The organism is Flavobacterium coralii (assembly GCF_019891545.1).
Taxonomy (GTDB): domain Bacteria; phylum Bacteroidota; class Bacteroidia; order Flavobacteriales; family Flavobacteriaceae; genus Flavobacterium; species Flavobacterium coralii.
The window spans coordinates 111,227-131,213 of sequence record NZ_JAHDIU010000003.1; the positions used below are offsets into that span (position 1 = coordinate 111,227).

Here is a 19,987-nt window from a genome sequence, read left to right on the forward strand (position 1 = left end):
TTATTTTAAAAATTAGCTTTAAGGCTAAAGCCAAGGCTTCTTGTTGAAGGGTTTGCAGAGAACTCACCAAACTGTCCTGCCAGCTGTGTACCGAATGTAGAAACCTCAGGATCTATATACTGGTTGCTTGCCGGTGTCCACAGGAACAGGTTACGCCCAATTACAGAGCAGGTAAGCCCTTGTATAAATGTGCCTTCAAGATATTTTGTTGGGAACCTGTAGCTTAGCACTACTTCACGCAGCTTTATGAACGACTTATCTATTACCGTAGCCCTTGCAAGTGCATCTGCCCTGTAATAATCGTCCATGTGCTCCCTGTCAACCGCAGTTGTATTTTGCGAGTAGCTTACTTCTCCCGTGCTTTCATCAATAACCCTTACAACAGAGTTTGGCACGATAAACGGTTGCCTGTCGTTATACATGGTGGTTATAGAGTTACCTGTAAACCTTGTAATATCGGCTGTACGCGAGTACATAAGGCCACCCTGCCTTATGTCAAAGGTAAAGCCGAGGCTTATGCCTTTCCATTCAAAGTTGTTGGTTATACCCATAGTATAATCATACTGTGTATCACCATATACTTCTTTGATAGGAGAAGCAATTGGCACACCATTGGCATCAACCACTATGTTTCCGTCAGGGTCTCTTTCAGGAACGTAACCCTGTATGAGGCCTACGGTCTGGCCAGGCTTGGCTATATACTCAAGGGTGCTTAAACCGCCAAGCTCTACCTGTTCGATCCTTGGGTCAAGTTCTTCAAGTTTAGTGTCGTTAGTGGTAAAGTTCACTGAGGTATCCCAGTTAAAGCCATCCCTGTTTTTAAATATAGAGAAGTTAACCAATGCTTCTATACCTTTATTAGATATGGTACCAAGATTGGCAACCTGGTTGGTATAACCGGTACTTGGCGCTAAAGGCAGCGGAAGTATCTGGTTTTCTACCCTTGCATCATAGTAAGTAGCATCAATGGTAATCCTGTTATCGAACAATGAAAGCTCCATACCTACTTCAAACTCTTTTCTCCTTTCCGGTTTCAGGTCAAGGTTAGGAGCACGGTTACCTACTTCATAAGCATTTAAGCCGTTGATAGGGAAGGTAAGGTTACCAAATGTTCCTACGGCAGAACCCTGTACAAAATCAGCATATACCTGGTAAGGGTCTGTGTCGTTACCACCTTCACCATAACCTACCCTTAACTTACCATAATTGATGATGTTGTTAATCTCCGGGAATGTCCTTGAAAATACCCAGCTTGCATTTGCACCTGCATATAGCGAAGACCTGTTTGCTTCCGGCAGGGTGGAGTACCAGTCGTTCCTTACGTTTCCTGTTAAGAACAATTGTTCTTTATAAGAGAATGTAGTGGTATTGTAAAGTCCGTACAGTTTTTGCAGCGAACGTGTGTTAGCTACCGTTGGCACCTGCGAGCTGTTAGCAAGCGAGTAAAAATCAGGAATGTCCTGGCTGCCCACATTAGCGGCAAGCTGCATGCCTTCGCGTGAATTAATGTTGAAACCAAAAGTAGAAACTACACCAAAGTTATCATCTATATCAAAATCAAGATTGTATAGCAAGTCGTGGTTAAGCTGCTTGAAGGTGCTGCTTGCCTCATAATAGCTGCCCGGATACTCTGTAGAAGAACCATCGTTAGGGCTTCCCGGAGCTGCATCTACACGTGCTTCCCAAATTCTTGTTACATCGCTGTAGCTGTCTACACCAAACCTGTAAATAAAGTCAGACCAGTTATTTAAATCATAAGCAAGCTCTATAGAAGCATATACCCTTTCTTTATTGTAATCAGAACCATTTTCGTTAAGTGTAAAATATGGGTTGGTTACACCATAAGGCGTATAATAGTTAGACACATTATGGAAAGGATTGTTATAGTCGGCAAACTCTGTAATAGGAATGTCGTTTGGTATCTGCAACAGGTTATTATATACTGTTAAGCCCTGGCCTGTAGCAACAGAACTACCTTGTGTGTTTACATAGTTCATGCTCGCATTAATGGTAAACTTGTCGATTTTAGTTGTACCGGTAAGTGATACGGTATTCCTTTCATAAGAGTCGGCATCAGTTGGGTAAATACCATCCTGCTGCGCATTGGAGTACGATAAGCGTACGCTGCTTTCTCCTGAACCGCCTGATACCGCAAAGTTGGTTAACTGCGAAACACCTGTGTCAAAAAAGTTTCTAAGCTGGTCTTCCTGAAAAGAATAAGGCTTTAAAAGCTGGCTGTTGTTTACAACATTGCCCCAAACACGTGGCTGGCCGTCAAAACGGGGGCCCCATGAACCATTTTCGTTCAGGTAATGCACGCCATCCCATCCCTGTCCGTAGGTAGACTGGTACTTTGGTGTCCTTAATACCTGGGTAAAGAATGTTGTGGTGCTAAAGTCAACCGATAGCTTACCTGCCTTACCTTTTTTGGTAGTAATAATAATAGCACCGTTTGCTGCCCTTGCACCATAAAGTGCCGAAGCAGCTGCACCTTTAAGTATGGTCATGCTTTCAATGTCGTCCGGGTTAATGTCCGAAGAGCCTCGCCCAAAGTCATAACCGCCATCAAGGTCGTCAGAGAAGTTTGTGTTGTTATTAATGGGTATACCATCAACTACATAAAGCGGTTGGTTATTTCCGCTTAAACTGCTGTACCCCCTTATAACAACACTTGAAGACGCTCCCGGGTCTGTAGAAGCATTAGATATTACAACACCTGCCACTTTTCCCTTAATCGCATCCGAAATGTTGTTTTGAGAACCTTCGTTAATCTCATCAGAACGAAGGGTGGTGGTTGCCGCACCCAGCGAAGATTTTTCCCTGCGGATACCTACTGCCGTTACCACAACCGTTTCCAGTTCGGTGGCAGAGTCCTCAAGCATCACATCAATTGTAGTGCTTGTTGCAGGGCGTTCTTCGGTAGTCATGCCAATATAGCTGAAAACCAGTACTTGGTCTGGCGCTGCCTGTATTTCATACTTACCGTCAAAATCGGTTTGTACACCTGTAGCAGAACCCTTAATCACTACATTGGCACCGGGTATAGGGAACCCGGTCTGGTCGGTAACAGTTCCTGTAACTGCCCTCTCCTGTGCAAATGAAATTTGCATTGTTAACGCTATGAGGAGCGTTAACAAACCATCAAGTTTTCTTTTCATTGAGTAATAGTTTTGAGATGTTAGTACTCAAATATCACATGATGGTTTTGGTAATGCAAAGCATTTAAGATTACGTTTTGTTAACTTTAATATTACTTTAGGATAATATTTTGCTGAGCTTAACATTTTAACAAGGGATTGTTAAAATACAGCTTTAAAACTGAGGTGTACTATAGAGTTAGATAGTTTTATCGACTGGTTGCCGGTACTGCCGTTTGCATATATTATATTGAAGAGGCCGTTTTTTGTGAGCAGCCCAAATCCAAAGCCAAGGCCCAGCAGGTTATCATTCAGGTTAGAGGTTTTGTCCTGAAAATATCCGTAATCTGTAATCGAATAAATATACATATTAGGTGCCAGTACATACCTGTACTCGGCAAGCAGTGCAGAGTATAGGCTTGCCTGCAGGCTGTTCTCGTTAAACCCCCTTACCGAATTTATGCCCCCAAAACGGTAAAGCTCATTAATTATATAGGTATCACTGTCAAGGTAATAGCTTTCATTGCGTATTGCAATAATATTCCGCTTGTTAAGGTAAAGATTATGCGAAACATCTGCCTGTAAAAAGAACTGGCCGGTATCAGTAGCCCTGCTATTGCGGCTGCCAACACCACCTTTAATCATTATGCGGGTTTTTTCAGGGAACAGGTAATCATCAAAAGTATAACCGGTATGCTCGTAGGTTGAGGTCCAGAAGGTACTGCTGTAATCGCTCAGGGTGGTGTTGTCAAGATTTTGTATATCTACCGACTGGGTGCGCCTGTAGCCCAGAAAAAGTTTAGAGTTATAGCTAAAATAATATCCGGCATTAAGGTCTGTAACGGTATTTTGGAAGGTGCTGTCCTGCTTGAATATATTGAGGCTGCCTTTTAAGCCTATGGGGCTTTTAAAAACATAGGGCAATTCTAACTGGGCGTTAAACGTAGTCTGCTCATCGCCATTGTTTTTCCAGTACAGGTTAAAACGTTCTCCGGAGTTGAGCACGTTAACCAACAGCAGGTCCAGGTAACCGTTAAAGCGTACTTTGCCTTCGTCTTCATCATTACTGAAGCCTATAAAGCCGTCAAAGCTGTTTGGTTTTGCCTTCTCTAAATACACATATACTTTGGTAGAGTCTTCTTTAAACAGTATCTCTGGATACCGTATCTGGCTTACAAATTTTAGGGCATTAAAGTCGTTATACGCCCTTTGCAGGTTTTCTCGGTTAAAGGTCTTGCCCTTATATTTCTTTAAAATGCTCCTTCTTAACCCTTCCGGGAATTTTGTGTAGCCCTCAATCACCAGCCCGTCGAGCGTTCGTTTCTTTTCAATCTCTGCTTTTATGGCGGCAGTTATAATGTTATCTTTTCTTTCGTGTCCCGTTAGCTGAAGGTTGCTCAGGCTGTATCCTTTTTTTTCGAGTAAGGCCGTACGGTTTTCCATATACTGCTTTACAGCGCCAGTTGCCAATACTATTGTGTCTTCTGTTATGTCGAGCAGTTGCTTCTCATTCTCGCTAAGCCCGGCTGTATATATGTGTATGTAATCTGTTTTTTGGGCAAGTGAGAATACATATATAAAAGTGGTATCATTTACTTTTTCGTGCTTAACCTCCTGAGCTTCGAGGTAGCCTTTGCTTAACAGGCTTTGCAGTATATTTGCCGCTTCTGTTTCTACGGCTTTTGCATTTTCGTGGTTTCTTACGTATCCTAAAGAATCTATAACAGCGGTTTCGGCAGCATTAGTGCCTTCGGCTTTAAAGTACAGGTTTTGTGCCCCGCACCAAAAACAGGAAAATAACAGCGTATATATGCAGAAAAGAAATCTCAATGCAGAAAAATGATGTTGGTAAAAGTAACGCAAAAAAAGCGGAAAAAATATTTGAGCCTGCTGTATTGAAGAATACGCTTGAAAATTAATGAATTATGATTTGTTTTATTAATTATAATTCCTACATTTGCAACCCCGAAAAAAGCGGGTTTTTTAATTTATAGAAATATTTAATAACAATTATGCCTACAATTCAACAATTAGTAAGAACAGGAAGGGCCCAGATAACTAAGAAGAGTAAATCGGCTGCTTTAGATTCTTGTCCTCAGAGGAGGGGTGTTTGTACACGTGTTTACACAACTACGCCTAAGAAACCGAATTCTGCAATGCGTAAAGTAGCAAGGGTTCGTTTAACAAACGGCAACGAGGTAAATGCTTACATCCCGGGTGAAGGACACAATCTGCAGGAGCACTCGATAGTATTAGTTAGGGGTGGAAGGGTTAAAGACTTGCCAGGTGTTAGATACCACATTGTTCGTGGAGCTCTGGATACTGCCGGTGTAAACGGAAGGTTACAGAGAAGGTCTAAGTACGGTGCAAAACGCCCTAAAGACAAAAAGTAATTTAAAGAGTTTTTAAAGAGAAGACATGAGAAAAAGACAGGCTAAAAAAAGACCTCTTTTACCGGATCCGAGGTTTAACGACCAGTTGGTAACACGTTTTGTAAACAACTTAATGTGGGACGGTAAAAAATCAACTGCTTTTAAAGTGTTTTATGATGCTATAGACATCGTAGAAACTAAGAAACAAGACGAAGAAAAATCTGCGCTTGAAATGTGGAAAGACGCCCTAACTAACGTTATGCCTCACGTAGAGGTTCGTAGCCGCAGGGTAGGTGGTGCAACTTTCCAGATACCAATGCAAATCAGGCCGGACAGGAAAATCTCTATGGCCATGAAGTGGCTTATACTTTATGCAAGGAAAAGAAATGAGAAATCTATGGCTCAAAGGTTAGCTTCAGAAATTTTAGCTGCTGCTAAAGAAGAAGGTGCTGCTGTTAAAAAGAGAATGGATACTCATAAAATGGCAGAGGCTAACAAAGCATTCTCTCACTTTAGATTCTAATTTCATAAAGAAAACAATACAATGGCAAGAGATTTAAAATATACAAGAAACATAGGGATTGCTGCTCACATTGATGCCGGTAAAACGACAACAACAGAGCGTATCCTTTTTTATACGGGTAAATCACACAAAATTGGTGAGGTACACGATGGTGCTGCTACCATGGACTGGATGGCGCAGGAGCAGGAAAGGGGTATTACCATTACCTCGGCTGCTACAACCTGTACCTGGAATTTCCCTACAGAGCAAGGTAAGCCGGTAGATAACACTACAGGTTACCACTTTAACATCATTGATACTCCCGGACACGTTGACTTTACTGTTGAGGTAAACCGTTCACTTAGGGTACTTGACGGACTTGTGTTCCTTTTTAGTGCTGTAGACGGTGTAGAGCCACAATCTGAAACAAACTGGAGGCTTGCAGATAACTACAGAGTTCCGCGTATGGGCTTTGTAAACAAAATGGACCGCCAGGGTTCTAACTTCCTTGCAGTATGCCAGCAGGTTAAAGACATGCTTAAAAGTAACGCTGTGCCAATTGTATTACCAATTGGTGACGAGGCCGATTTTAAAGGTGTTGTAGACCTTATCAAAAACCAGGCTATCGTTTGGCATGATGATACTCAGGGCGCTACTTTTGATGTTGTTCCTATTCCGGACGAGATGAAAGAAGAAGCACACCAGTATCGTGCACAGCTTATAGAAGAAGTTGCCGCTTATGATGAAAACCTTCTTGAGAAATTCATGGAAGATGAAGATTCTATCACAGAAGATGAAATCAACAATGCGCTTCGCAGGGCTACTATCGATATGGCTATCATACCGATGCTTTGCGGTTCTTCATTCAAAAACAAAGGTGTTCAGTTTATGCTTGACGCGGTTTGTAAATTCCTTCCTTCGCCACTTGATAAAGAAGCGATTGATGGTACAAACCCTGATACAGACGAGCCTATTTCGCGTAAGCCATCTGTAAGCGAGCCATTTGCTGCACTTGCATTTAAAATTGCTACTGACCCTTATGTGGGCCGTTTGGCATTCTTCAGGGCTTACTCAGGGCGCCTTGATGCAGGTTCTTACATCCTTAACACACGTTCAGGAAACAAAGAGCGTATTTCTCGTATCTACCAGATGCACGCTAACAAGCAAAATGCCATCGACTTTATTGAAGCGGGTGACATTGGTGCAGCAGTAGGTTTTAAAGATATTAAAACGGGTGACACACTATGTGATGAGAAACACCCAATTGTACTTGAAAGTATGAACTTCCCTGATCCGGTAATCGGTATCGCGGTAGAGCCTAAAACTAAGGCAGACGTTGATAAAATGGGTATGGCTCTTGCAAAACTTGCAGAAGAAGACCCAACATTTACCGTAAGGACAGACCATGCTTCAGGACAAACTATTATCTCTGGTATGGGTGAGCTTCACCTTGACATTCTTGTTGACCGTCTTAAGCGTGAGTTTAAGGTAGAGGTTAACCAGGGTGAGCCACAGGTAGAGTACAAAGAGGCTATTACACGCAGCGCTAACCACAGGGAGGTTTACAAGAAACAGTCTGGTGGTCGCGGTAAGTTTGCTGATATCGTATTCAAACTTGAGCCGGCTGACGAAGTTGACGGTAAAGCACCAATGGGGCTTCAGTTCGTTAACGAAGTTAAAGGTGGTAACGTACCAAAAGAATTTGTTCCTGCTGTAGAGAAAGGCTTTAGGGAAGCAATGAAACAAGGCCCTCTTGCAGGTTATGAAATGGACAGCATGAAGGTAACTCTTCTTGACGGTTCATTCCACCCGGTTGACTCTGATGCACTTTCATTTGAACTTGCTGCAAAAATGGGTTATAAAGAAGCCGCTAAAGCTGCCGGTGCCGTAATCCTTGAGCCTATCATGAAGCTTGAAGTGCTTACTCCGGAAGAAAACATGGGTGATATTGTAGGTGACCTTAACCGTCGTCGTGGCCAGATTAACAACATGGACGACAGGGCAGGTTCTAAAGTAGTTAAGGCAAGCGTTCCGCTATCTGAAATGTTTGGTTATGTAACTACACTAAGGACATTGTCTTCTGGTAGGGCAACATCTACAATGGAATTCTCTCACTATGCAGAGACACCTTCTAACATTGCGGATGAAGTAATTAAAAAAGCTAAAGGAAACGCTTAATTATTAAAGGAAAATGAGTCAGAAAATCAGAATAAAACTAAAATCATACGATCACAGCCTTGTAGACAAGTCTGCTGAAAAGATCGTTAAAACTGTAAAGAGCACCGGAGCAGTGGTTACAGGCCCAATTCCGTTGCCAACACACAAGAAGATCTTTACCGTTCTTCGTTCTCCGCACGTAAACAAAAAGAGCAGGGAGCAGTTTGAGGTAAGCTCATACAAGAGGCTTCTTGACATCTACAGCTCTTCGAGCAAAACCATTGATGCCCTAATGAAATTAGAGCTTCCAAGCGGTGTAGAAGTAGAGATAAAAGTGTGATAATAAAGAAAAGGGAATTTGAGGATTGAGTATAGAGTTTCTTCTCTTTACTCAATTCTCATATCTCATATCTAAGAAAAAGTATTTTATTTTTTAATTAATAATTATTTATATGTCTGGGTTAATTGGTAAAAAAATAGGCATGACCAGTATTTTCGATGAAAACGGTAAAAACATTCCGTGTACAGTAATTGAAGCTGGCCCATGCGTAGTTACCCAAGTCAGAACCAACGAGGTTGACGGGTATAAGGCGTTGCAACTTGGTTTCGATGACAAAACAGAAAAGCATGTAGTTAAAGCTGCCGAAGGGCACTTTAAAAAAGCAGGTACTTCTGGCAAGAAAAAGGTCGTTGAATTCAAGTATTTTGAAACAGAGCACAACTTAGGTGATGTGCTTACAGTAGACCTTTTTAAAGAAGGTGAATTTGTAGATGTTCAGGGAGTATCTAAAGGTAAAGGCTTTCAGGGTGTTGTTAAACGCCATGGCTTTGGCGGTGTTGGGCAGGCTACTCACGGTCAGCACAACCGTTTAAGGGCTCCGGGTTCTGTTGGTGCATCATCATATCCATCAAGGGTATTTAAAGGTATGCGTATGGCAGGAAGAACTGGTGGAGAGAAAGTAACAATACAAAACCTTGTAGTTTTAAAAGTTGTGGCAGAGAAAAACCTTCTTGTTATTAAAGGTGCTGTGCCCGGCCACAAAAACTCGTATGTAATCATTCAGAAGTAATGGAAGTAAAAGTATTAAACATAAACGGAAAAGAAACTGGCAGGACGGTAACCCTTTCTGATTCAGTATTCGCTATAGAGCCAAACAAGCACGCTGTATACCTTGATGTTAAACAATACCTGGCTAACCAAAGGCAGGGTACCCACAAAAGTAAAGAGCGTAACGAGGTAACCGGTAGTACCCGCAAAATTAAAAAACAAAAAGGTACCGGTACAGCCCGTGCAGGTAGCGTTAAGAACCCATTGTTTAAGGGTGGGGGTACAATTTTTGGCCCAAGGCCAAGAAGCTACTCTTTTAAGCTTAACAAAAACCTTAAGCGCCTTGCAAGAAAATCTGCCCTTGCATTAAAAGCAAAAGAGTCTAACCTGATAATTGTAGAAGACTTTAATTTTGATGCACCAAGCACTAAAAATTTCATTAACGTTTTGAAAGCTTTAGGGTTAGATAACAAAAAATCTTTATTTGTGTTGGGTGATACAAATAAAAACGTATATTTGTCGTCACGCAATTTAAAAGCGTCTTCTGTTGTAACTTCTTCAGAATTAAATACTTACGCGATAATGAACGCTAATAATTTAGTTCTTACAGAAGGCTCGGTAGAAGGAATTACAGAAAACTTAAGCAAATAAACAGGGATATGAGCATTATAATTAAGCCTATCATCACTGAAAAAGTAACCAAAGACGGTGAAGTTTTTAACCGTTTTGGTTTTGTTGTTGATAAAAGGGCCAACAAAATCCAGATAAAAAAAGCCGTTGAGGCTGCTTATGGGGTTTCTGTGGTTGAAGTTAACACAATGAACTACAGGGCTGATAGAACAGTTAAGTACACAAAAAGTGGACTGATAACAGGAAAGACAAGTGCTTACAAAAAAGCAATTGTTCAAGTACAGGAAGGAGAAACAATAGATTTTTACAATAATATCTAATAGAAAATGTCAGTTAGAAAATTAAAACCTATTACCCCGGGCCAGCGTTTTAGAGTTGTAAATAGCTTTGACACTATTACAACTGATAAGCCGGAGCGTTCTCTTATCGCACCGAAAAAAAGCTCAGGAGGTAGAAATAGTCAAGGAAAAATGACCATGCGTTACACAGGCGGTGGTCACAAAAAAAGGTATCGTATTATAGATTTTAAAAGAGCTAAAACCGGCGTTAACGCAGAGGTTTTAACTATAGAGTACGACCCTAACCGTTCAGCATTTATATCCCTGGTACAATATACTGACGGAGAAAAGGCATACATTGTAGCCCCTAACGGGCTTCAGGTGGGCCAAACTATTGTTTCCGGAGAAAATGCAGCACCAGAAATTGGTAACGCACTTCCTTTAAGTAAAATTCCTCTGGGAACTGTTATATCTTGCATAGAACTACGTCCGGGACAAGGTGCTGTTATAGCACGTAGTGCCGGTACTTTTGCCCAGCTAATGGCAAGGGACGGAAAGTATGCTACTATTAAAATGCCAAGTGGTGAAACAAGGCTTATCCTTTTAACCTGTATGGCTACAATAGGAGCTGTTTCTAACTCAGACCACCAGCTTATCGTTAGCGGTAAAGCAGGTAGGAGCAGGTGGTTAGGCCGCAGGCCAAGAACAAGGCCGGTAGCTATGAACCCTGTAGATCACCCGATGGGTGGTGGTGAAGGACGCTCTTCAGGAGGTCACCCACGCTCTAGGAAAGGTCTTCCGGCTAAAGGTTACAGGACTCGTTCTAAAGTTAACCCGAGTAATAAGTATATCGTAGAACGTAGAAAGAAATAATAAGTAAGATATGGCACGTTCATTAAAAAAAGGACCTTACGTTCACTACAAACTGGAAAAGAAAGTTCTTGAAAATATAGAAAAAGGTAACAAAGGAGTTGTTAAGACATGGTCTCGCGCCTCTATGATTACCCCTGATTTTGTAGGACAGACTATAGCAGTGCACAACGGTCGTCAGTTTGTTCCTGTATATGTTACAGAGAACATGGTAGGTCATAAACTAGGAGAATTTTCGCCGACCCGCTCTTTCAGGGGCCACGCCGGTGCTAAAAATAAAGGAAAAAAATAATAAGCAATGGGAGTTCGTAAAAGACAGGCAGCAGATGCCAGAAAAGAGGCTAACAAGTCAGTTGCTTTTGCAAAGCTTAACAACTGCCCTACTTCTCCAAGGAAAATGCGTATTGTAGCAGACCTTGTAAGGGGACAAAAAGTAGAATTAGCACTTAATATATTGAAATTTAACAGCAAGGAGGCTTCCCGCAAACTTGAAAAACTTTTGCTTTCTGCCATTAATAACTGGCAGCAAAAGAACAGCGAGGAAAACCTGGAAGAAGCCGGCCTGTTTGTAAAAGAGATAAGGGTAGACGGTGGTACTATGTTAAAAAGGCTTAGGCCTGCACCTCAGGGCCGCGCCCACAGGATAAGGAAACGCTCTAACCATGTTACAATTGTACTTGGAGCTATTAATAATAACACACAAAGCAATTAATAAGCAGTATGGGACAAAAGACAAATCCAATAGGAAATCGCCTTGGTATCATCAGAGGCTGGGATTCTAACTGGTATGGTGGAAATGATTACGGCGATAAACTTGCCGAAGACCACAAGATCAGGAAATACATCCATGCGCGTTTATCAAAAGCAAGTGTGTCTAAAGTAATTATCGAGAGGACTCTTAAACTTGTAACCGTTACTATCACCACTGCCCGTCCCGGTATCATTATCGGTAAAGGTGGCCAGGAGGTAGACAAGCTAAAAGAGGAGCTTAAGAAGATTACTGACAAAGAGGTTCAAATCAACATCTTTGAAATTAAAAGACCGGAACTTGATGCTTACCTTGTAGCATCAAGCATTGCCCGCCAGATAGAAAGCAGGATTTCTTACAGGCGTGCTATTAAAATGGCTATTGCTGCTGCTATGCGTATGAACGCAGAAGGTATCAAAGTTATGATTTCCGGCCGTTTGAATGGTGCTGAAATGGCACGTTCAGAAATGTTTAAAGAAGGTAGGATCCCTCTTTCTACTTTCAGGGCGGACATTGATTATGCACTTGCAGAGGCTCATACTACTTATGGTAGGATGGGTATCAAAGTGTGGATCATGAAAGGTGAGGTTTATGGTAAGAGAGATCTTTCTCCGTTAGTAGGTATGGACAAAAAACAGTCTAAATCTGCAGGATCTCAAAAACCGGCCGGAGCAGGCAAACCGCGCAAAAGAAAGTAATTTTTTAAAAGAAAGAAAAAATGTTACAGCCTAAAAGAACGAAATACCGTAAGGTACAGAAAGGTAAAATGAAGGGCGTGTCTCAAAGAGGGCACGAACTTTCTAATGGTATGTTTGGCATAAAATCTTTAGATTCATCTTTTATTACTTCCCGTCAGATAGAGGCTGCGCGTATCGCTGCAACCCGTTTTATGAAAAGGGAAGGGCAATTATGGATTAAAATTTTCCCGGATAAGCCTATAACCAAAAAACCTCTAGAGGTAAGGATGGGTAAAGGTAAGGGTGCCGTAGAATATTGGGCAGCCGTTGTTAAACCGGGAAGGATAATGTTTGAAGTAGGTGGTGTGCCGCTTGCAGTAGCAAAAGAGGCTTTACGCCTTGCAGCACAAAAGCTTCCTGTTAAAACTAAGTTTATTGTTGCCAGAGATTTTGAAGCATAATCAACAATTATTATGAAACAATCAGAAATTAAAGATCTATCTGCAGCTGAGTTACAAAGTAAACTTGGTGAGCTAAGAAAGACATATGCCGACCTAAAATCAGCTCACGCTATCTCTCCAATCGAGAATCCGTTACAAATCAGGACCGTAAGAAGGTCTATTGCGAGAGTAGCTACTGAGTTAAGCAAAAGAGAGTTACAATAATTGTAGTCTAAGCTGAAAGATGGAAAAAAGAAATTTAAGAAAAGAACGAGTAGGTGTTGTAACCAGCAACAAAATGACAAAATCTATTGTTGTTTCTGAAACGAGGAAGGTTAAGCACCCGTTATATGGTAAGTTCGTGTTAAAGACTAAGAAATATGTTGCACACGACGAAAAGAACGACTGTAACATTGGAGATACTGTAAGGATTATGGAAACACGTCCTTTAAGTAAAACTAAATGTTGGAGATTAGTAGAAATCATTGAAAGAGCGAAGTAATTATGGTACAGCAGGAATCCAGATTAAAAGTAGCAGATAACACGGGAGCTAAAGAAGTTTTAACTATCCGTGTTCTAGGAGGTACAAAAAGGCGTTATGCTTCTGTGGGCGATAAAATTGTAGTGGCTGTAAAAGATGCAACACCAAACGGTAACGTTAAAAAAGGTGCTGTTTCTACCGCTGTAGTTGTTCGTACCAAGAAAGAAGTTAGGAGAGCCGACGGTTCATACATCAGGTTTGACGATAACGCTTGCGTATTGTTAAATGCTGCCGGTGAAATGAGGGGAACCCGCGTTTTTGGCCCTGTAGCAAGAGAACTTCGTGAAAAACAATTCATGAAAATTGTATCATTGGCACCTGAAGTGCTTTAATTGATTTTAGAGATGATAAAGCTAAAGATAAAATCAGGAGACACAGTAAGGGTAATTGCCGGCGACCACAAAGGTAGCGAGGGTAAAGTGCTTCGTGTTCTTCGTGAAAAGAATAAAGCGGTAGTAGAGGGTGTAAACATGGTGAGCAAGCACACTAAGCCAAGCGCCAAAAACCCTCAGGGTGGTATCGTGAAGAAAGAAGCTCCTATCCATATTTCTAACATTGCACTTGTAGATCCTAAAACTAAGGAAACTACAAAAGTGGGTGTAAGGACAGAAGGAGATAAGAACGTGAGATTTTCAAAAAAATCTAATCAAGTATTATAGTAATGGCTTATATACCAAGATTAAAACAAGAATATAAGGACAGGGTTATAGCTGCCCTTAAAGAAGAGTTCGGTTACAAGAACGTGATGCAGGTTCCTAAACTTGAGAAAATCGTTCTTAGCCGTGGAGTTGGAGCCGCTGTATCAGACAAGAAACTTATTGACTATGCAGTTGAGGAATTAACTAAAATTACCGGCCAGAAAGCTGTTGCCACCATTTCTAAGAAAGACGTTGCTACGTTTAAACTAAGGAAAGGTATGCCAATTGGTGCTAAAGTAACACTTCGTGGCGAAAGGATGTATGAATTTCTTGACAGGCTAATTACATCAGCTTTACCACGCGTAAGGGACTTTGGTGGTATTAAGGCTACAGGTTTTGACGGAAGGGGTAATTATAACCTGGGTGTAACCGAGCAAATCATTTTCCCAGAAATTGATATTGATAAGGTTAACAAAATATCAGGTTTAGATATTACATTTGTAACTTCTGCAGAAACTGATAAAGAAGCAAAATCATTATTAGCAGAACTGGGTTTACCTTTTAAAAAGAATTAAGATATGGCTAAAGAATCAATGAAAGCCCGTGAGGCAAAAAGAGAGAAGCTGGTAGCTAAGTATGCCGAGAAAAGGAAGGCTTTATTAGAAGCCGGAGATTATGAAGGTTTACAAAAACTGCCTAAAAACGCTTCCCCTGTTCGCCTGCACAACCGTTGCAAACTAACAGGAAGGCCAAGAGGGTATATGCGTCAATTCGGTATTTCACGTGTTACATTCCGTGAAATGGCCAATAACGGATTGATACCGGGAGTTAAAAAGTCAAGTTGGTAATTAAGATTAAAAGGAAAAACAAATGTACACAGATCCTATAGCAGATTTTCTAACCAGGATTAGAAATGCAGTAAGGGCTAACCACAAAGTGGTTGAAATTCCTGCTTCTAACCTGAAAAAAGAAATCACAAAGATTTTATTCGATCAGGGATATATCTTAAGTTACAAATTTGATGACAACTCTGTACAGGGTACAATCAAAATAGCCCTTAAGTATGATAAAGATACTAAAGAGCCGGTAATAAAAGATATCCAGAGAATTAGTAAACCGGGTTTACGTAAATATGCAGGTTCATCTAACCTTCCAAGAATCCTTAACGGTCTTGGTATTGCTATTGTTTCTACATCTAAAGGACTGATGACAGGAAAACAGGCAAAGCAACTTAATGTTGGTGGTGAGGTAATTTGCTACGTATACTAATTAAAAGAGACTTATACAATGTCAAGAATAGGTAAAAATCCAATTACAATACCATCCGGCGTAACTGTAGAGGTTAACGGAGATGTTGTTAAGGTAAAAGGTAAAAGGGGCGAACTTACCCAAAACTTTTCTGATGTTACCGTAAAGGTAGAAGATGGCAAGGTTTTAGTTGAAAGGTCGTCTGATGATAAAGAACAGCGATCTAAGCACGGTTTATACAGGGCGCTTATCAACAACATGATTGTTGGCGTTTCTGAAGGCTTTACAAAACAGCTTGAACTTGTGGGTGTAGGTTACAGGGCTTCTAACCAGGGTCAAAAACTGGATATTGCGCTTGGTTTCTCTCACAACATAGTTCTTGATGTAGTGCCTGAAGTAACTGTAGAAACAGTATCTGAAAAAGGTAAAAACCCTATCATTAAACTAACTTCACACGACAAACAACTTGTGGGCCAGGTAGCGGCTAAAATCCGCTCTTTCCGCAAGCCTGAGCCTTACAAAGGTAAAGGTGTTAAGTTTGTTGGCGAAGTATTAAGAAGAAAAGCAGGTAAATCAGCTTAAAAATTAAGACTATGTCATTAAACAAATCTGAAAGAAGACAAAGAATTAAGTTCAGGATCAGAAAGATTGTAAGCGGAACTGCTGCTAAGCCAAGGCTTTCTGTTTTCAGGAGCAATAAAGAGATCTATGCACAAATCATAGACGACGTAAACGGTGTAACTTTGGCCTCTGCATCTTCAAGAGATAAAGGAGTTACCAGAGGTACTAACATCGAAACTGCTTCGGCTGTTGGCAAAATGATTGCCGAGAAAGCCCTACAGGCAGGTATAGAAACTGTTTCTTTTGACAGGGGCGGTTACCTTTACCACGGACGTGTTAAATCATTAGCTGAAGGCGCAAGGGAAGCCGGACTTAAATTCTAAAGTAAATTATGTATCATAATTATAAAAACGTAGAAATAGTAAAACCAAGCGGGCTTGAGCTTAAAGACCGCCTGGTTGCTGTAAATCGTGTAACCAAAGTTACTAAAGGTGGTAGGGCTTTCGGCTTTTCTGCCATAGTAGTGGTGGGTGATGAAAACGGAGTGGTAGGCCACGGCCTTGGTAAATCTAAAGATGTATCTGAAGCTATTGCTAAAGCAGTAGAGGATGCTAAGAAAAACCTTGTTCGTATACCACTTGACAGCCAGACTGTGCCGCATGAGCAAAAAGGTAAATTTGGCGGTGCACGCGTGCTGCTAATGCCTGCATCTCACGGTACCGGTGTTATTGCCGGTGGTGCTGTTCGTTCAGTACTTGAGTCTGTTGGTATTCACGATGTATTATCTAAATCACAGGGTTCATCTAACCCTCACAATGTTGTTAAAGCTACTTTTGATGCTTTACTTCAAATGAGAAGCGCATCTACTGTTGCAAAACAAAGGGGCCTATCTCTTGATAAAGTATTTAAAGGTTAATTCAGGGAAATCATGGGAAAAATCAGAGTAAAACAAGTAAAGAGTAAAATCAACTGTCCGCAAACACAAAAGCTTACGCTTGAGTCTTTAGGCCTACGCAAGCTTGGACAGGTTGTTGAGCACGAAGCAACTCCTGCTATCCTTGGAATGGTAAACAAAGTTAAACACCTGGTTTCTGTAGAGGAAACTAACTAATAAATACAGAAATGGATTTAAGTAACTTACAACCGGCAGAAGGTTCAGTTCACAACAAAAACAAAAGAGTAGGCAGGGGCGAAGGTTCAGGCAAAGGCGGTACTGCCGCACGTGGCCACAAAGGAGCTAAGTCTCGTTCTGGTTACTCTAAGAAAATTGGTTTTGAAGGTGGCCAGATGCCTTTACAAAGGCGTGTTCCTAAATTTGGTTTTAAAAACATAAACCGTAAGGAGTATGCAGGTGTTAACCTGGACACGCTTCAGGCTCTTGTAGATAATGGTGTAGTTACCGATACTGTAGATTTTGCAGTACTGGTTAACAACCGCCTTGCTACAAAAAATGAACAGGTAAAGATTTTAGGAAGAGGAGAGCTTAAAGCAAAACTAAAAGTAACTGCTCACAAATTTACTGCTACTGCCAAGGCTGCCATAGAGGCTGCTGGCGGAGAAGCTGTAAGTTTATAATCTTTAAACAGCAATGAAGAAATTTTTCGAAGCGTTTGCCAATGTCTGGAAGATAGAGGAACTAAAGAACAGGATTTTAGTTACTCTTGGATTACTTCTTGTATACCGTTTTGGTGCACACGTAACCCTTCCTGGTATTGATGCTACAAAATTAAACAGCTTATCAGATCAGACCCAACAGGGTATTGGCTGGCTTATCGATGTATTTACAGGTGGTGCGTTCTCGCAGGCATCTGTATTTGCATTGGGTATCATGCCTTATATTTCAGCCTCGATCGTGGTACAGCTTATGGGTATTGCAATACCTTACCTGCAAAAACTACAGAAAGAGGGCGAAAGCGGCAGGAAAAAGATAAACCAGATAACCCGTTGGCTTACCATTGTTATTACACTGGTGCAGGGACCCGGTTATATTTATAACCTGTACAGGACACTGCCTGCAGATGCATTCCTGTTACCGTCTGACTCTTTCCAGTTCCTTTTCTCTTCAGTAATCATCCTTACCACAGGTACTATATTTGCTATGTGGCTGGGCGAAAAAATTACTGACAAGGGTATTGGTAACGGTATATCGCTGTTAATTTTAGTTGGTATTATTGCAAGGATGCCTCAGGCATTTATACAGGAATTCTCTTCAGTAGTAACAGATAACCAGGGTGGGCCGCTTGTGCTTGTGCTGGAGGTTGTTGCATGGCTGTTGGTAATTATAGTATGTATATTGCTTATTATGGCTGTCCGCAGAATTCCTGTACAGTATGCAAGGCGCACTGTAACGGGTGATTATGAGCAGGACGCAGCCGGAGGCAACAGGCAATGGATACCGTTAAAGCTAAATGCTTCGGGAGTTATGCCAATCATATTTGCACAGGCTATTATGTTTATTCCTGCTGCTGTGGCAGGGTTATCCGAGTCTGACATGGCACAAACCGTTACGGCACAGTTTCAAAATGTGTTCGGTTTGGCCTACAATGTTGTTTTTGCGTTATTAATTATAATTTTTACGTACTTTTACACCGCAATTACAGTACCTACCAATAAAATGGCCGATGACCTTAAGAGGAGCGGTGGTTTTATACCGGGCATTAGGCCGGGTGTAGAAACCGGAGATTATCTTGACAAAATTATGTCATTAATCACTTTCCCTGGTTCATTATTCCTTGCGCTTATAGCCATACTTCCTGCTATCGCAGTTAGCTTTGGCGTTCAATCGCAATGGGCATTGTTTTACGGTGGTACCTCTCTGCTTATTATGGTAGGGGTTGCAATAGATACTATTCAGCAAATCAACTCATACCTGCTAAACAGGCATTATGACGGTTTAATGAAGAGTGGTAAGAATAGAAAAGCGGTAGCTTAATAATTTTTATGGCAAAACAAGCAGCAATAGAACAGGACGGATCAATAATTGAGGCATTATCTAATGCTATGTTCCGTGTTGAATTAGAAAACGGGCACGTAGTGATTGCTCATATTTCAGGTAAAATGCGAATGCATTACATCAAATTATTACCCGGTGATAAAGTGAAACTTGAAATGAGCCCTTACGACTTGTCTAAAGCAAGAATTACTTATAGATACTAAAGCTATATTAAAATGAAAGTAAGAGCATCAGTAAAGAAAAGAAGTGCCGATTGCATAATAGTGCGCAGGAAAGGCAGATTATACGTTATTAACAAAAAGAATCCTAGATTTAAACAAAGACAAGGATAATTATGGCGAGAATTGCAGGGGTAGATGTACCCAAAAATAAAAGAGGAGTTATTGCTTTAACCTATATCTTCGGTATTGGTAACAGCAGGGCTAAAGAAATCCTGGCTAAAGCTCAGGTTAGCGAAGATAAAAAGGTTCAGGAATGGAATGATGATGATATCAGTGCAATCCGTGAAGCTGTATCTTACTACAAGATAGAAGGTGAGCTTCGTTCTGAAATATCGCTTAACATAAAACGTCTTATGGACATTGGTTGTTACAGGGGTATCCGCCACAGGGCAGGTCTTCCGCTTAGGGGCCAGCGCACCAAAAACAACTCAAGGACTAGGAAAGGTAAGAGAAAAACTGTTGCTAACAAGAAAAAAGCAACTAAATAATAAGAAGTAGTAATGGCTAAAGCGAATACAAAAAAACGTAAAGTTGTTGTAGAATCTACAGGCGAGGCCCACGTTTCTTCAACTTTTAACAATATCATCATCTCTCTTACAAACAAGAAAGGTGAAGTTATTTCTTGGTCTTCTGCCGGTAAAATGGGTTTCAGGGGTTCTAAAAAGAACACTCCTTATGCTGCCCAGATGGCTGCTGAAGATTGTACAAAAGTTGCTCTTGAAGCCGGCCTTAAAAAGGTTAAAGTTTACGTTAAAGGCCCGGGTAACGGACGTGAGTCTGCTATCAGGTCTCTGCACAACGGAGGAATTGAAGTTACCGAGATTATCGATGTAACCCCGCTACCACACAATGGTTGCCGCCCTCCAAAAAGAAGGAGAGTTTAATTTTTATTTTATAGTATAACACGAACAGGATACGGGTTATCGGAGGATGAGACCTGAATTCATAGCTCCCTGTTCAATAATT

Annotated in this window: 31 protein-coding genes; 29 read left to right on the forward strand and 2 right to left on the reverse strand. The window is 41.1% G+C overall.

From position 1 onward, the window contains the following. Positions 1-5 precede the first annotated feature (5 nt). Both KJK34_RS05605 and KJK34_RS05610 read right to left on the reverse strand, forming a co-directional pair. Positions 6-3,158, reverse strand: a complete 3,153-nt coding sequence (locus KJK34_RS05605) for a SusC/RagA family TonB-linked outer membrane protein (protein ID WP_236937596.1) — start codon at positions 3,156-3,158, stop codon at positions 6-8. A 141-nt stretch (positions 3,159-3,299) separates the two neighbouring features. Beyond that, the gene (locus KJK34_RS05610; protein WP_223052885.1) at positions 3,300-4,967 is read right to left on the reverse strand and encodes a BamA/TamA family outer membrane protein; all 1,668 of its coding nucleotides are present in this window, start codon (positions 4,965-4,967) and stop codon (positions 3,300-3,302) included. 182 nt (positions 4,968-5,149) lie between these two features. Here KJK34_RS05610 and rpsL point away from each other — a divergent pair, with 182 nt between their 5' ends. The 29 genes from rpsL (at position 5,150) to rpsK (ending at position 19,905) form a co-directional block, all read left to right on the forward strand. Next, a complete protein-coding gene (gene rpsL, locus KJK34_RS05615; protein ID WP_035129761.1) occupies positions 5,150-5,530 on the forward strand; it encodes a 30S ribosomal protein S12 in 381 nt (126 codons plus the stop codon). Positions 5,531-5,555: 25 nt separating this feature from the next. Then, a complete protein-coding gene (gene rpsG, locus KJK34_RS05620) occupies positions 5,556-6,032 on the forward strand; it encodes a 30S ribosomal protein S7 (protein WP_223052886.1) in 477 nt (158 codons plus the stop codon). A gap of 21 nt (positions 6,033-6,053) precedes the next feature. Continuing rightward, positions 6,054-8,189, forward strand: a complete 2,136-nt coding sequence (gene fusA / locus KJK34_RS05625) for an elongation factor G (protein WP_223052887.1) — start codon at positions 6,054-6,056, stop codon at positions 8,187-8,189. Between the two features lie 13 nt (positions 8,190-8,202). Continuing rightward, the gene (rpsJ, locus tag KJK34_RS05630) at positions 8,203-8,508 is read left to right on the forward strand and encodes a 30S ribosomal protein S10 (RefSeq protein WP_020213633.1); all 306 of its coding nucleotides are present in this window, start codon (positions 8,203-8,205) and stop codon (positions 8,506-8,508) included. 112 nt (positions 8,509-8,620) lie between these two features. After that, entirely contained in the window at positions 8,621-9,238 is a 618-nt protein-coding gene (rplC, locus tag KJK34_RS05635) for a 50S ribosomal protein L3 (protein ID WP_223052888.1), read from the forward strand. Beyond that, complete coding sequence (gene rplD / locus KJK34_RS05640; RefSeq protein ID WP_223052889.1) at positions 9,238-9,867, forward strand: 50S ribosomal protein L4; 630 nt, start codon at positions 9,238-9,240, stop codon at positions 9,865-9,867. Before rplC ends, rplD begins: the two co-directional genes overlap by 1 nt. Before the next feature lie 8 nt (positions 9,868-9,875). Beyond that, the gene (rplW, locus tag KJK34_RS05645; protein ID WP_223052890.1) at positions 9,876-10,166 is read left to right on the forward strand and encodes a 50S ribosomal protein L23; all 291 of its coding nucleotides are present in this window, start codon (positions 9,876-9,878) and stop codon (positions 10,164-10,166) included. A gap of 6 nt (positions 10,167-10,172) precedes the next feature. Beyond that, complete coding sequence (rplB, locus tag KJK34_RS05650) at positions 10,173-10,997, forward strand: 50S ribosomal protein L2 (RefSeq protein WP_223052891.1); 825 nt, start codon at positions 10,173-10,175, stop codon at positions 10,995-10,997. Positions 10,998-11,007: 10 nt separating this feature from the next. Next, positions 11,008-11,286, forward strand: a complete 279-nt coding sequence (rpsS, locus tag KJK34_RS05655) for a 30S ribosomal protein S19 (RefSeq protein WP_223052892.1) — start codon at positions 11,008-11,010, stop codon at positions 11,284-11,286. A 6-nt stretch (positions 11,287-11,292) separates the two neighbouring features. After that, a complete protein-coding gene (gene rplV / locus KJK34_RS05660; RefSeq protein ID WP_223052893.1) occupies positions 11,293-11,706 on the forward strand; it encodes a 50S ribosomal protein L22 in 414 nt (137 codons plus the stop codon). An 8-nt stretch (positions 11,707-11,714) separates the two neighbouring features. Further along, entirely contained in the window at positions 11,715-12,440 is a 726-nt protein-coding gene (gene rpsC / locus KJK34_RS05665; protein WP_223052894.1) for a 30S ribosomal protein S3, read from the forward strand. Between the two features lie 20 nt (positions 12,441-12,460). After that, on the forward strand, positions 12,461-12,880 hold the full coding sequence (rplP, locus tag KJK34_RS05670; protein ID WP_223052895.1) for a 50S ribosomal protein L16: 420 nt from the start codon (positions 12,461-12,463) through the stop codon (positions 12,878-12,880). Positions 12,881-12,892: 12 nt separating this feature from the next. Then, a complete protein-coding gene (rpmC, locus tag KJK34_RS05675) occupies positions 12,893-13,084 on the forward strand; it encodes a 50S ribosomal protein L29 (protein ID WP_223052896.1) in 192 nt (63 codons plus the stop codon). Between the two features lie 19 nt (positions 13,085-13,103). Beyond that, complete coding sequence (gene rpsQ / locus KJK34_RS05680; RefSeq protein ID WP_223052897.1) at positions 13,104-13,361, forward strand: 30S ribosomal protein S17; 258 nt, start codon at positions 13,104-13,106, stop codon at positions 13,359-13,361. Positions 13,362-13,363: 2 nt separating this feature from the next. Then, entirely contained in the window at positions 13,364-13,732 is a 369-nt protein-coding gene (gene rplN, locus KJK34_RS05685; RefSeq protein WP_116787132.1) for a 50S ribosomal protein L14, read from the forward strand. A 12-nt stretch (positions 13,733-13,744) separates the two neighbouring features. After that, a complete protein-coding gene (gene rplX / locus KJK34_RS05690; RefSeq protein ID WP_223052898.1) occupies positions 13,745-14,059 on the forward strand; it encodes a 50S ribosomal protein L24 in 315 nt (104 codons plus the stop codon). 2 nt (positions 14,060-14,061) lie between these two features. Further along, the gene (gene rplE / locus KJK34_RS05695; protein WP_223052899.1) at positions 14,062-14,613 is read left to right on the forward strand and encodes a 50S ribosomal protein L5; all 552 of its coding nucleotides are present in this window, start codon (positions 14,062-14,064) and stop codon (positions 14,611-14,613) included. Positions 14,614-14,616: 3 nt separating this feature from the next. Further along, positions 14,617-14,886, forward strand: a complete 270-nt coding sequence (gene rpsN / locus KJK34_RS05700) for a 30S ribosomal protein S14 (RefSeq protein WP_223052900.1) — start codon at positions 14,617-14,619, stop codon at positions 14,884-14,886. 22 nt (positions 14,887-14,908) lie between these two features. Beyond that, positions 14,909-15,307: a 30S ribosomal protein S8 gene (gene rpsH / locus KJK34_RS05705; protein WP_159800542.1), complete on the forward strand. Its 399-nt coding sequence runs from the start codon at positions 14,909-14,911 to the stop codon at positions 15,305-15,307. Positions 15,308-15,325: 18 nt separating this feature from the next. Next, complete coding sequence (rplF, locus tag KJK34_RS05710) at positions 15,326-15,868, forward strand: 50S ribosomal protein L6 (RefSeq protein ID WP_223052901.1); 543 nt, start codon at positions 15,326-15,328, stop codon at positions 15,866-15,868. Between the two features lie 11 nt (positions 15,869-15,879). Further along, positions 15,880-16,230, forward strand: coding sequence for a 50S ribosomal protein L18 (gene rplR, locus KJK34_RS05715; RefSeq protein WP_223052902.1), 351 nt, complete (start codon positions 15,880-15,882; stop codon positions 16,228-16,230). 8 nt (positions 16,231-16,238) lie between these two features. Continuing rightward, positions 16,239-16,763 carry a 30S ribosomal protein S5 gene (gene rpsE / locus KJK34_RS05720; RefSeq protein ID WP_223052903.1) on the forward strand — a complete coding sequence of 175 codons (525 nt, stop codon included), beginning with the start codon at positions 16,239-16,241 and terminating at the stop codon, positions 16,761-16,763. 12 nt (positions 16,764-16,775) lie between these two features. Beyond that, positions 16,776-16,958, forward strand: coding sequence for a 50S ribosomal protein L30 (gene rpmD, locus KJK34_RS05725; protein WP_223052904.1), 183 nt, complete (start codon positions 16,776-16,778; stop codon positions 16,956-16,958). Positions 16,959-16,969: 11 nt separating this feature from the next. Then, on the forward strand, positions 16,970-17,422 hold the full coding sequence (rplO, locus tag KJK34_RS05730; RefSeq protein WP_223052905.1) for a 50S ribosomal protein L15: 453 nt from the start codon (positions 16,970-16,972) through the stop codon (positions 17,420-17,422). Between the two features lie 13 nt (positions 17,423-17,435). Further along, a complete protein-coding gene (gene secY / locus KJK34_RS05735; protein WP_223052906.1) occupies positions 17,436-18,779 on the forward strand; it encodes a preprotein translocase subunit SecY in 1,344 nt (447 codons plus the stop codon). 8 nt (positions 18,780-18,787) lie between these two features. Further along, positions 18,788-19,003: a translation initiation factor IF-1 gene (gene infA, locus KJK34_RS05740; RefSeq protein ID WP_035129818.1), complete on the forward strand. Its 216-nt coding sequence runs from the start codon at positions 18,788-18,790 to the stop codon at positions 19,001-19,003. A gap of 12 nt (positions 19,004-19,015) precedes the next feature. Continuing rightward, positions 19,016-19,132, forward strand: coding sequence for a type B 50S ribosomal protein L36 (ykgO, locus tag KJK34_RS05745; RefSeq protein ID WP_074961360.1), 117 nt, complete (start codon positions 19,016-19,018; stop codon positions 19,130-19,132). 2 nt (positions 19,133-19,134) lie between these two features. Next, positions 19,135-19,509: a 30S ribosomal protein S13 gene (gene rpsM, locus KJK34_RS05750; protein ID WP_223052907.1), complete on the forward strand. Its 375-nt coding sequence runs from the start codon at positions 19,135-19,137 to the stop codon at positions 19,507-19,509. 12 nt (positions 19,510-19,521) lie between these two features. Beyond that, positions 19,522-19,905, forward strand: a complete 384-nt coding sequence (gene rpsK, locus KJK34_RS05755; RefSeq protein WP_223052908.1) for a 30S ribosomal protein S11 — start codon at positions 19,522-19,524, stop codon at positions 19,903-19,905. The last annotated feature ends 82 nt before the right edge of the window (positions 19,906-19,987 follow it).